The organism is Haemophilus sp. HN_Hi10 (assembly GCF_049821985.1).
In the GTDB taxonomy this organism is placed as follows: Bacteria; Pseudomonadota; Gammaproteobacteria; order Enterobacterales; family Pasteurellaceae; genus Haemophilus; species Haemophilus influenzae_D.
In genome coordinates this window covers 578033-590728 of record NZ_CP187495.1, presented here as the reverse complement: position 1 = coordinate 590728, position 12696 = coordinate 578033, and the positions used below count along the sequence as shown (strand labels likewise).

The following is a 12696-nucleotide window of genomic DNA, read 5'->3' as shown; positions in this document are numbered from 1 at the left end:
TTGCAATTTTGCAAGAAAACTGGTCGTGAATGTTATAGAAAATTCAATTTTCTCGCAAGTGCTTTGCATAAAAAAAATATTAATTGGTTTAACTTTAATCAGTTTCACCGTTTGATTTACTCGATTTTTTTACCGCACTTTTAGGTTTTGCTCTATCAGATTTAATCATTTTAATGCGACTTAATTGTCTTAATGCATTAAGATCTACAAAACGGACTAAATCAGGTAGCATTTTATTTAGGTTATACATAAATTGCTGATAAGTGGCTTGTTTTTGACTAATGTCTGTGAGTTGCGATTCCCAATGAGCCGTCATATCTGGTTGGGTGGCAATATCTGGTAATGCCTGAATTAAAATTCTTCCTGTTTCTGTACTATGAATATTTCGCCCTTTTTTCGTTAAAAAACCGCGTTTAAAAAGTAACTCAATGATGCCTGCGCGAGTAGCCTCTGTGCCCAATCCATCCGTTTCTCGCAGAATTTTTTTGAGTTCTTTATCCTGTACAAATCGTGCAATACCCGTCATTGCTGAAAGCAAGGTTGCATCTGTGAAAGGCTTTGGCGGTTGAGTTTTTTTACTAATTACCTCTCCGTGTTCACAATACAAAATTTGTCCTTTCTTTACTATTGGTAATAAGGGTTCTTGATTTTCTGTGTCGTCTTCTTTGCCTAATAATTCTTTCCACCCAGCGGTTTGTAAATTTCGCGCTTGAGCGATAAAAGTACCGCCAGCAATGTTTAATGTGATTTTGCTTTTACGATATTCTGCGTCAGGACAAAATTGCATTAAATATTGGCGAGCGATAAGACTGTAAATATTACGTTCTTCTTGTGTTAGATTTACTGGACGATTTTTGGCAGTCGGAATGATTGCGTGATGAGCCTCTACTTTTTTATCATTCCAACAACGATTTCTCTGTTCAGTTGAAATAACAGTTGGTAAGCGTTGATAAGTTTCACAATGGGTTGAAATTGCATTTAGTACATTGTGTCGTTCGGCAAAATGTTCTTCGGGTAAATAGCGACAATCAGAACGCGGATAAGTAATCAAACGATGAGTTTCATACAGGCGTTGGCACGTATCTAATACGGCCTGAGCGGACATACCGAATCGTTTTGCCGCATCAATTTGTAATGCAGAAAGGGAATAAGGCAAAGGGGCGGTTTCTTTTTCACGAACGTCTTTGTATTCGGTTACTTCCGCAGGTTGATTTGTAATACGTTTTACAACGTTTTCTGCCAAGCCTTTAGAGAGCACCCTGCCGTCATCATCTTGGTAATCTTCACAAGCTTTGCTAGGTTGCCATAAGGCACTAAAAAGTGCGGTTGATTTCTCCTGAGTTTTTTCTTCTTTAGTCTCTGGATTAACCCAAGCCTGTACTTCAAAGAAATCTTTGGGCTGGAAATGTTCAATTTCCAAATCTCGACGTACAATTAAACCTAGCACTGGGGTTTGCACTCGGCCAACAGAAAGCACGCCATCATAGCCAGTTTGTCTGCCACGAATGGTATAGGCTCTGGTCATATTAATGCCATAAAGCCAATCTGCGCGGGCTCGTGCGAGTGCAGAGGTGGCAAGAGGAATAAAGTTACGGTTGGGTTGTAATTTTTTTACTGCTTTTTCTACCGCACTTGGATTTAGGTCGCTAATCAAGCAGCGTAAAATTTTATCGCGTTTTTCGGTAGCTAAATTAGCATAGCTAAACACTTCATCTACCAGCAATTGCCCTTCTCTATCAGGGTCTCCTGCATTAACAAGTGTATCCGCTTGATGGATCAGTTTTTCCACCACAGAAAGCTGTTTTTTTACTTCTTTTCGCGGTAAAAGTTGCCATTTTTCAGGAATAATAGGGAGATGTTCTAAACGCCATTGTTTGAATTTAGGGTCATAGGCATCGGGTTCTGCTTGCTCAAGCAAATGCCCCACACACCAAGTTACCACATCATTATCGCCACATTTAATAAAACCATCTCCACGTTGATGGGGTTTGGGTAGCACATCTGCAATAGCGCGAGCTAAGCTTGGTTTTTCGGCGATAAATAAACGCATAATGGTATGAGAAGATTAGTCGATTTGACGACGACCTAGAAATGAGTGGGTAAGCGTTGTGCCGTCTACAGTTTCTAGTTCCCCACCCACAGGGATACCGTGAGCGATACGACTCACTTTGATATTGTGTTGGCGGCACATTTCAGCGATATAATTTGCCGTCGCATCGCCTTCCACCGTTGGATTTGTTGCAAGAATCACTTCGTGGAAAGATTCTTCTACTAAGCGTTTTTGCAGTAAATCTAAGCCAATTTCACGAGGTCCAATACCATCAAGTGGTGATAAGTGTCCCATTAAAACAAAATAACGTCCTGAAAATTGCCCCGTTTGCTCAATCGCTTGAATATCTGCTGGCATTTCAACGACACAAAGCAAACCTGAATTTTGACGGCGTGGATTATTGCAAATGTTGCAAGTGTCTTCTTCCGTAAAGTCTCGACATTGTGAGCAATGACCAATTTTAGACATGGCTTCTGTGAGTGCTTGAGCTAAATTCATTCCACCGCTACGATTACGTTGTAAAAGATGATAAGCCATACGTTGCGCAGATTTAGGCCCTACGCCTGGAAGACAACGTAAGTTTTCAATAAGGTGTTCTAAAAGTGGACTGCTTTGCATAATTTGAGATGAAATATAAGGCTACTTTCCGCTCCCTCTATTTACGGAGGAAGCTACCGAAGGCTTAGGGGGAACCCCCTTCCGTCGCTTTGCGACACCTTCCCCCGCAAGCAGGGGAAGACAAGTGTTCGATTAAAACGGAAACTTCATTCCTGGAGGTAATGGCATTCCAGCGGTAACCGATGCCATTTTTTCTTTTTGTAATTCTTCTGCACGACGTACCGCATCATTAAAAGCAGCTGCGATTAAATCTTCTAACATTTCCTTATCGTCTTCCATTAAAGACGGATCAATGTCAATGCGACGGCAGTTATGTGCACCATTAATTGTGATTTTCACTAAACCTGCACCAGATTCACCCGTTACTTCTAGTTGCGCGATTTCTTCCTGCATTTTTTGCATTTTTTCTTGCATTTGTTGGGCTTGTTTCATTAAGCCGCCTAAACCGCCTTTTCCAAACATAATGTTATCCTTTATTAAGTCAAAAATTGCGTGCATTCTAGCGAAAAAATAGGCTTTTGGGAACTGTGGGATTTATTTAAAATCTCAGAAAATTTCACCGCACTTTTAAGCTATAAAGTGCGGTGAAATTTAGTGGCGTTTATAATGAGGAATTACTCTGGTGTAATCCATTCGACCGTCCAACTTCCTGTACCTTCTGGAACTAATGTTTTTGTCAGATAAGGCAAAATTTCTTTCATTTGGGTTTCTAATGTCCAAGGTGGATTAATTACCACCATACCGCTTGCGGTCATTCCTCGTTGATCGCTATCAGGGCGAATAGCGAGCTCAATTTTTAGAATTTTTCTAATTCCCGTTGCTTCTAAGCCCTTAAAAATACGTTTAGTTTGTTGGCGTAATACAACGGGATACCAAATCGCATAGGTGCCAGTGGCAAAACGCTTATAGCCTTCTTCAATAGCTTTGACGACAAGATCATAATCTTCTTTTAATTCATAAGGCGGATCGATTAGCACTAAGCCACGGCGTTCTTTTGGAGGTAGCGTTGCTTTGACTTGTTGAAAGCCATTGTCACATTTTACGGTGACATTTTTGTCGTCGCTAAAATTATTGCGAAGAATTGGATAATCGCTAGGATGAAGCTCGGTCAATAGTGCACGATCTTGTGGGCGCAACAATTCCGCAGCAATTAATGGAGAACCCGCGTAATAACGTAGTTCTTTGCCACCATAATTGAGTTTTTTGATCATTTTTACATAACGTGCAACATCTTCGGGTAAGTCGGTTTGATCCCACAAGCGTCCAATACCTTCTTTATATTCCCCCGTTTTTTCTGATTCGTTTGAGGATAAACGATAACGCCCCACGCCAGAGTGCGTATCTAAGTAAAAAAAGCCTTTTTCTTTGAGTTTAAGATTTTCCAAAATAAGCATTAAGACGATATGTTTTAAGACATCGGCGTGATTGCCTGCGTGAAATGAGTGACGATAACTTAGCATAATATATTCCTTATTTGTTTAATAACGAAGGCGAGCCAATAGACTCGCCCTATTACACACTAAAGTGCGGTTATTTTTAGAAGAGTTCTTCTGGTTGTGCAGCAGGCGTTGGCGTATTGCCTTCATTGTTCAAGCGTTGCTGTAACTCTGTAGGAACGTAATAACCACGCTCTTGCATTTCCGAAAGATAGGTACGTGTCGGTTCAGTACCTACAATAAAGTATTCTTTGCGTCCACCGTTTGGAGAAAGCAAACCTGTAAAAGTATCAATGCTTTTTTCCACAATTTTTGGCGGCAGTGTCAATTTACGTTCTGGCTTATCACTTAAAGCCGTTTTCATATAAGTGATCCAAGCAGGCATTGCTGTTTTTGCACCCGCTTCTCCACGCCCAAGTACACGTTTGTTGTCATCAAATCCAACATAAGTTGTAGTGACTAAGTTTGCACCAAATCCCGCATACCAAGCCACTTTTGAACTGTTGGTGGTACCTGTTTTACCGCCTATATCGCTACGTTTAATGCTTTGTGCAATACGCCAACTTGTGCCTTTCCAGTCTAAACCTTGTTCGCCATAAATCGCCGTATTTAAGGCACTACGAATGAGAAAAGCAAGTTCGCCACTAATGACTCGTGGTGCATATTCTATTTTCGACGAAGCATTTTTTGCTGCAGCCATTAAATCAATCGCATCTTCTTTAAGTGCGGTGAAATTTGATTGTAATTCTGGCAATTCAGGCACGGTTTCAGGTTGTTGATCTAATTCTTCGCCATTGGTGCTGTCATCTGTTGGTTTTAAGGCATTCTCGCCTAAAGGAATATTGGCAAAGCCGTTGATTTTGTCTTTAGTTTCGCCATAAATCACAGGTATATCATTACATTCAATACAAGCAATTTTAGGGTTTGCGGCAAATAATTCTTTTCCTGTGTTATCTTGAATTTTTTCGATGATATAAGGTTCAATAAGGAAACCGCCATTATCAAACACCGAATAAGCTCTAGCCATTTCTAATGGCGTGAAAGAGGCTGCACCAAGAGCCAAGGCTTCGCTAGCAAAATATTGATCACGTTTAAAGCCAAAACGTTGTAAAAATTCTGCAGTGAAATCAATACCTGCCGTTTGGATCGCACGAATAGCAATCATATTTTTGGATTGACCTAATCCTACGCGTAAACGCATCGGCCCATCATAACGATCAGGCGAGTTTTTCGGTTGCCACAGTTTTTGTCCTGGTTTTTGAATAGAAATCGGGCTGTCTTGTAATACGCTTGAAAGCGTTAAGCCTTTTTCTAATGCCGCCGCGTAAATAAATGGTTTAATAGAAGAACCTACTTGAACCAAGGATTGTGTCGCACGGTTGAATTTGCTTTGTTCATAGCTAAAGCCACCAACAATGGCTTCAATCGCGCCATTATCTGAATTAAGAGAAACTAATGCTGAATTTGCTGAGGGAATTTGTCCTAATTGCCATTCCCCATTAGCACGCTGACGAATCCAAATTTGCTCGCCGACTTTCACAGGATTACTTCTGCCTGTCCAACGCATTGCATTGGTTGATAAGGTCATTTTTTCCCCAGAGGCAAGCAATATATCAGCACCGCCTTTCACGATTCCAATCACTGCAGCAGGAATAAATGGCTCTGAATCTGGCAATTTGCGTAGAAAACCGACAATGCGATCATTGTCCCAAGCGGCTTCATTTTTTTGCCATAATGGCGCACCACCGCGATAACCGTGACGCATATCATAATCAATCAAGTTATTACGCACAGCTTTTTGTGCTTCATCTTGGTCTTTTGAAAGTACAGTGGTAAATACTTTATAACCACTGGTGTAGGCATTTTCTTCTCCAAAACGGCGAACCATTTCTTGACGCACCATTTCAGTGACATAATCAGCACGAAATTCAAATTTTGCGCCGTGATAACTCGCCACAATCGGCTCTTTCAATGCAGCATCATATTCTTCTTTGCTGATGTATTTTTCATCTAACATTCGGCTTAGCACCACATTGCGACGTTCTTCTGAACGTTTTAGCGAATAAAGCGGATTCATTGTTGAAGGTGCTTTAGGTAAACCAGCAATAATCGCCATTTCAGATAAGGTCAATTCATTCAATGCTTTACCGAAATAGGTTTGTGCCGCTGCTGCAACACCATAAGAACGATAGCCTAAAAAGATTTTGTTTAAATAAAGCTCTAAGATTTCTTGTTTGTTGAGGGTATTTTCGATTTCTACCGCAAGCACCGCTTCACGAGCTTTACGAATAATAGTTTTTTCTGGGGTTAAGAAAAAGTTACGCGCTAATTGTTGAGTAATCGTACTTGCACCTTGTGATGCACCGCCATTACTCACTACGACAAATAATGCACGGGCAATGCCGATAGGGTCTAATCCGTGATGTTCGTAAAAACGACTGTCTTCCGTTGCTAAAAATGCGTCAATTAAGCGTTGCGGTACATCAGCTAATTTCACTGGAATACGGCGTTGCTCGCCCACTTCGCCAATTAATTTACCGTCAGCCGTATAAATCTGCATTGGTTGTTGTAATTCAACGGTTTTTAATGTTTCTACTGAGGGCAATTCCGATTTTAGGTAGAAATACAGCATTCCACCAGCCACTAAACCTAAAATACATAAAGTTAATAGGGTGCTTAATATTAATTTTGCGATCCGCATCGTAAAATTCTCGCTTGGTTAATGAATATTCTTGTCAAGAGACCTATGATTTAGTTGTTAAGTATAAAAGATTCAGCCTTTAAAGAATAGGAAAGAATATGCAATTCTCCCTGAAAAATTACCTCACTTTACAAATCGGCATTCATCGTAAGCAGAGTTATTTTGATTTTGTGTGGTTTGATGATCTTGAACAGCCACAAAGTTATCAAATTTTTGTTAATGATCGTGATTTTAAAAATCGTTTTTTACAACAACTAAAAACACAATATCAAGGGAAAACCTTTCCTTTACAGTTTGTGGCAAGCATTCCCGCTCACTTAACTTGGTCGAAAGTATTAATGTTGCCACAAGTGTTAAATGCGCAAGAATGTCATCAACAATGTAAATTTGTGCTTGAAAAAGAGCTGCCTATTTCTTTAGATGAATTATGGTTTGATTATCGTTCTACCCCGTTAAAGCAAGGTTTTCGATTAGACGTTACTGCAATTCGTAAAAGTACTGCTCAAACTTATTTGCAAGATTTTCAGCCATTTAAAATTAATGTATTGGATGTTGCGTCAAATGCTATTTTGCGTGCATTTCAGTATTTGTTGAATGAACAAGTGCGGTCAGAAAATAGCTTATTTTTATTTCAAGAAGATGACTATTGTTTGGCGATTTGTGAAAGATCGCAGCAATCGCAAATTTTACAATCTCACGAAAATTTGACCGCACTTTATGAACAATTTACCGAACGTTTTGAAGGGCAACTTGAACAAGTTTTTGTGTATCAAATTCCCTCAAGTCATACGCCATTACCAGAACACTGGCAGCGAGTAGAAACAGAACTCCCTTTTATTGCACTGGGCAACGCACTATGGCAAAAAGATTTATATCAACAAAAAGTAGATAACTAAATGTCGATGAATTTATTGCCTTGGCGTACTTATCAACATCAAAACCGTTTACGTCGTTTAGCTTTTTATATCGCTTTATTTATCTTGCTTGCTATTAATTTAACTTTGGCTTTTAGTAATTTAATTGAACAACAAAAACAAGATCTGCAAGCGCAGCAAACATCTTTTGAACAACTTAATCAGCAACTTTATAAAACCGCCAAGAAAATTGAACAGTTGCGTAGTGCAGTGCAGGTTGGCGAAATTTTGACATCTATTCCTAAAGAGCAAGTAAAAAAGAGTTTACAGCGGCTAAGTGAATTACCTTTTCAGCAAGGAGAACTGAATAAATTTAAACAAGATGCTCATAACTTAAGTTTGGAAGGTCTCGCACAAGATCAAAGAGAATTTGAACTGATTCATCAATTTTTAAAGAAACATTTTCCCAATGTGAAATTAAGCCAGTTTCAACCTGAACAACAGTCATTGTATTTTCTCTTTGATGTGGAACAAGTTGGAGAAGATAAGTGAAAACCTTTTTTAACGATCCTTTTACTCCTTTTGGCAAATGGCTAAGTCAGCCTGTTTATATACAGAGTTTAACCTTTTTGTTGTTATTAAGTGCGGTGATTTTTCGCCCTGTTTTAGATTATATCGAGGCTAGTGAACATTTTGCTGAAACTGAATATGAATTAGCAAAAAAAAGTTCGGAATTGCTACATCAACAGAAAATTTTAACTTCTTTACAGCAGCAATCGGAAAGTCGAAAACTTTCTCCAGAACTGGCTGCACAAATTATTCCTTTGAATAAACAAATTCAACGTTTAGCTGCGCGCAACGGATTATCTCAGCATTTACGTTGGGAAATGGGGCAACAGCCCATTTTGCATTTACAGCTTATTGGGCATTTTGAAAAAACGAAGACATTTTTAACCGCACTTTTAGCTAATACGTCACAGCTTTCAGTAAGTCGGCTGCAATTTATGAAACCCGAAGACAGCCCATTGCAAACCGAGATTATTTTTCAGCTAGAGAAGGAGACAAAATGAAGTATTGGTTTTTCCTAACTGTATTGCTTTTTATAAATTGCAGTTGGGGGCAGGATCCTTTCGATAAAACACAACGTAACCGTTCTCAGTTTGATAACGCACAAACAGTAATGGAACAGACAGAAATAATTTCCTCAGATGTACCTAATAATCTATGCGGAGCGGATGAAAATCGCCAAGCGGCTGAAATTCCCTTGAATGCTTTAAAATTGGTGGGGGTAGTGATTTCTAAAGATAAAGCCTTTGCATTATTGCAAGATCAAGGTTTGCAAGTTTACAGCATTTTAGAGGGTGTTGATGTGGCTCAAGAGGGCTATATTGTAGAAAAAATCGACCAAAACAATGTTCAATTTATGCGCAAGCTCGGAGAGCAATGTGATAGTAGTGAATGGAAAAAATTAAGTTTTTAAAGGAAGATTATGAAGAAATATTTTTTAAAGTGCGGTTATTTTTTAGTCTGTTTTTGTTTGCCATTAATCGTTTTTGCTAATCCCAAAACTGATAACGAACGTTTTTTTATTCGTTTATCGCAAGCACCTTTAGCCCAAACATTGGAACAGTTGGCTTTTCAACAAGATGTGAATTTAGTGATGGATGAAGCATTAGAAAGTAATATTTCATTGAGATTAGATAATATTGATATGCCACGTTTACTACAAATAATCGCTAAAAGTAAGAAGCTTACTTTGAATAAAGATGAGGGTATTTACTATCTGAATGGAGGGCAATCAGGCAAAGGGCAAGTTGCAGGAAATCTTACTACAAATGAACCGCACTTAATGAGTCACACGGTAAAACTCCATTTTGCTAAAGCCTCTGAATTAATGAAGTCCTTAACGACAGGAAGTGGCTCTTTGCTTTCATCAGCTGGGAGCATTACCTTTGATGATCGTAGTAATTTGCTCGTGATTCAAGATGAACCTCGTTCTGTGCAAAATATTAAAAAACTAATTGCTGAAATGGATAAACCTATTGAGCAGATCGCTATTGAAGCGCGTATTGTGACAATTACGGACGAAAGTTTGAAAGAACTTGGCGTTCGGTGGGGGATTTTTAATCCAACGGAAAATGCTGCGCGTGTAGCGGGCAGCTTATCCGGCAATAGCTTTGAAAATATTGCGGATAATCTTAATGTAAATTTTGCGACAACGACGACACCTGCTGGCTCGATAGCATTACAAGTCGCGAAAATTAATGGTCGATTGCTCGATTTAGAATTAAGCGCGTTAGAGCGTGAAAATAATGTGGAAATTATCGCAAGCCCTCGCTTACTAACCACAAATAAGAAAAGTGCAAGCATTAAACAGGGGACAGAAATTCCTTATATTGTGAGCAATACTCGTAACGATACGCAATCTGTGGAATTTCGCGAGGCGGTGCTTGGTTTGGAAGTCACACCACATATTTCTAAAGATAACAATATTTTACTTGATTTATTAGTGAGCCAAAACTCACCAGGTTCTCGTGTTTCTTATGGACAAAATGAGGTGGTTTCTATTGATAAGCAAGAAATTAATACTCAGGTTTTTGCCAAAGATGGGGAAACCATTGTGCTTGGCGGCGTGTTTCACGACACAATTACGAAAAGCGAAGATAAGGTGCCATTGCTTGGCGATATACCCGTTATTAAACGATTATTCAGCAAAGAAAGCGAACGACATCAAAAACGTGAGTTAGTGATTTTTGTCACGCCGCATATTTTAAAAGCAGGAGAAACGTTAGAGGCGTTGAAGCAAAAAAGTGCGGGGAAAAAGTTACAATGAGTTACTGCCGTTTGTTTTATCACATTGTTTTTAGGACAAAAGACAGTGTTTATGCCATTAATGAAGAAAATGAGAAAATTCTCTATGATTACATTTGGGGATTTGTTAAATCACACCATTCTATACTTCATCGAATTAATGGTATGCCAGATCATCTACATTTATTTGTTGAATTACACCAAACGATTTCAGTAGCTGAATTTGTTCGTAAATTAAAAAAATCGACACACCGTTTTTTAGATGAAAATAAACCATTATTTCCAGAATTTACGGCTTGGTCAGTAGGATATTGCGCATTAACTTATAGCGACAGTGATAAATATCAACTTATTAATTATATTAAGAATCAAAAACAGCATCACAAAGAAACCCATTTCAATGATGAAATGAAGAGCCTATTTCAACGTGAAGGAATAGATTTTAACGTAGAATGGTTTGAGAGAAATGTTTAGTTGTTTTTGGGAATGTTGTAAGCTGTGGGTAAGTATACCCACGGTTAGTGATAGTAATCGTAGTTCCCCTTTGGGGAACGCTTATATCTGCCCTCGGTTTGTAAGCCGTGGGTAAGTATACCCACAGTTAGTGATAGTAATCGTGGTTACCCTTTGGGGAACGCTTATATCTACCCTCGGTTTGTAAGCCGTGGGTAAGTATACCCACGGTTAGTGATGGTAATCGTGGTTCCCCTTTGGGGAACGCTTATATCTACCCCAACGGGGTAGCATTACAATTAGCCTAGGGTATACCTACCCTAGGTCACTGTAGCACTTGTACCTACCCTAGGTTGCAGTAATCACTAATAAGGTTCAAATGAATTTTTTAAATTTTCGCTGTATCCACTGTCGTGGCAATCTTCATATCGCAAAAAATGGGTTATGTTCAGGTTGCCAAAAACAAATTAAATCTTTTCCTTATTGCGGTCATTGTGGTGCGGAATTGCAATATTATGCGCAGCATTGTGGAAATTGTCTTAAACAAGAACCTAGTTGGGATAAGATGGTCATTATAGGGCATTATGTTGAGCCACTTTCAGTGTTAATTCATCGTTTTAAATTTCAAAATCAATTTTGGATTGACCGCACTTTAGCTCGGCTTTTATATCTTGCGGTGCGTAATGCTAAGCGAACGCATCAACTTAAATTGCCAGAAGCAATCATTCCTGTGCCTTTATATCATTTTCGTCAGTGGCGACGGGGTTATAATCAGGCTGATTTATTATCTCGGCAATTAAGTCGTTGGCTGGATATTCCTAATTTGAACAATATCGTAAAACGTGTGAAACATACGCATACTCAACGTGGTTTGAGTGCAAAAGATCGTCGTCAGAATTTAAAAAATGCCTTTTCTCTTGCTGTTTTGAAAAATGAATTTCCTTATCATCGAGTCGCGCTGGTGGATGATGTAATTACTACAGGCTCTACACTCAATGAAATCTCAAAATTGTTGCGAAAATTAGGTGTGGAGGAGATCCAAGTGTGGGGACTGGCACGGGCTTAATATAAAGCACTGGAAAAAAAAACGCGATGAGCGTATTATTTCCGATACTTTCTCTCAAGTATTTAGGACATAATTATGGAACAAGCAACCCAGCAAATCGCTATTTCTGATGCCGCACAAGCGCATTTTAGAAAACTTTTAGACACCCAAGAAGAAGGAACCAATATTCGTATTTTCGTCGTTAATCCGGGTATGCCTAATGCGGAATGTGGCGTATCTTATTGCCCACCGAATGCCGTGGAAGAAAGTGATGTTGAAATGAAATATGACACTTTTTCTGCATTTATTGATGAGGTCAGCCTGCCTTTCTTAGAAGAAGCAGAAATTGATTATGTTACCGAAGAACTTGGTGCGCAACTTACCTTAAAAGCACCAAATGCCAAAATGCGTAAGGTGGCTGATGACGCGCCATTAATTGAACGTGTTGAATATGTCATTCAAACTCAAATTAATCCACAGCTTGCAAATCACGGTGGACGCATAACCTTAATTGAAATTACTGAAGATGGTTACGCAATTTTACAATTCGGTGGTGGTTGTAATGGTTGTTCAATGGTGGACGTTACATTAAAAGATGGCGTAGAAAAACAACTTATTAGCCTATTCCCGAATGAATTAAAAGGTGCAAAAGATATAACCGAGCATCAACGTGGCGAACATTCTTATTATTAGTGAGTTATAAAAAGAAGATTTATAATAACCGCACT

13 protein-coding genes are annotated in these 12696 nt (G+C 39.0%); 8 read left to right on the top strand and 5 right to left on the bottom strand.

Going from position 1 to position 12696, the window contains the following annotated elements:
* Positions 1-94: 94 nt before the first annotated feature.
* The 5 genes from ACPT8Q_RS02940 to ACPT8Q_RS02920 form a co-directional block, all read right to left on the bottom strand.
* On the bottom strand, positions 95-2050 hold the full coding sequence (locus ACPT8Q_RS02940; protein ID WP_050948873.1) for a DNA topoisomerase III: 1956 nt from the start codon (positions 2048-2050) through the stop codon (positions 95-97).
* A 15-nt stretch (positions 2051-2065) separates the two neighbouring features.
* Positions 2066-2668 carry a recombination mediator RecR gene (recR, locus tag ACPT8Q_RS02935; RefSeq protein WP_005641249.1) on the bottom strand — a complete coding sequence of 201 codons (603 nt, stop codon included), beginning with the start codon at positions 2666-2668 and terminating at the stop codon, positions 2066-2068.
* Between the two features lie 132 nt (positions 2669-2800).
* The gene (locus ACPT8Q_RS02930) at positions 2801-3130 is read right to left on the bottom strand and encodes a YbaB/EbfC family nucleoid-associated protein (RefSeq protein ID WP_005629464.1); all 330 of its coding nucleotides are present in this window, start codon (positions 3128-3130) and stop codon (positions 2801-2803) included.
* Positions 3131-3282: 152 nt separating this feature from the next.
* Positions 3283-4128 (bottom strand): 23S rRNA (adenine(2030)-N(6))-methyltransferase RlmJ, encoded by an 846-nt coding sequence (locus tag ACPT8Q_RS02925; protein ID WP_005652116.1) that lies wholly within the window; start codon positions 4126-4128, stop codon positions 3283-3285.
* Between the two features lie 76 nt (positions 4129-4204).
* A complete protein-coding gene (locus ACPT8Q_RS02920; RefSeq protein ID WP_050948872.1) occupies positions 4205-6805 on the bottom strand; it encodes a penicillin-binding protein 1A in 2601 nt (866 codons plus the stop codon).
* Positions 6806-6903: 98 nt separating this feature from the next.
* Between ACPT8Q_RS02920 and ACPT8Q_RS02915 the strand changes: the two genes are divergently transcribed.
* The 8 genes from ACPT8Q_RS02915 to nfuA all read left to right on the top strand — a co-directional run bounded on the left by ACPT8Q_RS02915 (position 6904) and on the right by nfuA (position 12661).
* Positions 6904-7701, top strand: a complete 798-nt coding sequence (locus ACPT8Q_RS02915) for a pilus assembly protein PilM (protein ID WP_050948871.1) — start codon at positions 6904-6906, stop codon at positions 7699-7701.
* Positions 7702-8211: a hypothetical protein gene (locus ACPT8Q_RS02910; protein WP_050948870.1), complete on the top strand. Its 510-nt coding sequence runs from the start codon at positions 7702-7704 to the stop codon at positions 8209-8211.
* A complete protein-coding gene (comC, locus tag ACPT8Q_RS02905; RefSeq protein ID WP_050948869.1) occupies positions 8208-8729 on the top strand; it encodes a competence protein ComC in 522 nt (173 codons plus the stop codon). The genes ACPT8Q_RS02910 and comC overlap by 4 nt, the downstream gene beginning before the upstream one ends.
* Positions 8726-9139 carry a pilus assembly protein PilP gene (locus tag ACPT8Q_RS02900; protein ID WP_050948868.1) on the top strand — a complete coding sequence of 138 codons (414 nt, stop codon included), beginning with the start codon at positions 8726-8728 and terminating at the stop codon, positions 9137-9139. Before comC ends, ACPT8Q_RS02900 begins: the two co-directional genes overlap by 4 nt.
* 9 nt (positions 9140-9148) lie before the next feature.
* Complete coding sequence (gene pilQ / locus ACPT8Q_RS02895) at positions 9149-10492, top strand: type IV pilus secretin PilQ (RefSeq protein WP_050948867.1); 1344 nt, start codon at positions 9149-9151, stop codon at positions 10490-10492.
* Positions 10489-10944, top strand: a complete 456-nt coding sequence (gene tnpA, locus ACPT8Q_RS02890; RefSeq protein WP_050948866.1) for an IS200/IS605 family transposase — start codon at positions 10489-10491, stop codon at positions 10942-10944. Before pilQ ends, tnpA begins: the two co-directional genes overlap by 4 nt.
* 358 nt (positions 10945-11302) lie before the next feature.
* The gene (locus ACPT8Q_RS02885; protein ID WP_050948865.1) at positions 11303-11989 is read left to right on the top strand and encodes a ComF family protein; all 687 of its coding nucleotides are present in this window, start codon (positions 11303-11305) and stop codon (positions 11987-11989) included.
* Between the two features lie 75 nt (positions 11990-12064).
* Positions 12065-12661: a Fe-S biogenesis protein NfuA gene (gene nfuA / locus ACPT8Q_RS02880; protein WP_021034385.1), complete on the top strand. Its 597-nt coding sequence runs from the start codon at positions 12065-12067 to the stop codon at positions 12659-12661.
* The last annotated feature ends 35 nt before the right edge of the window (positions 12662-12696 follow it).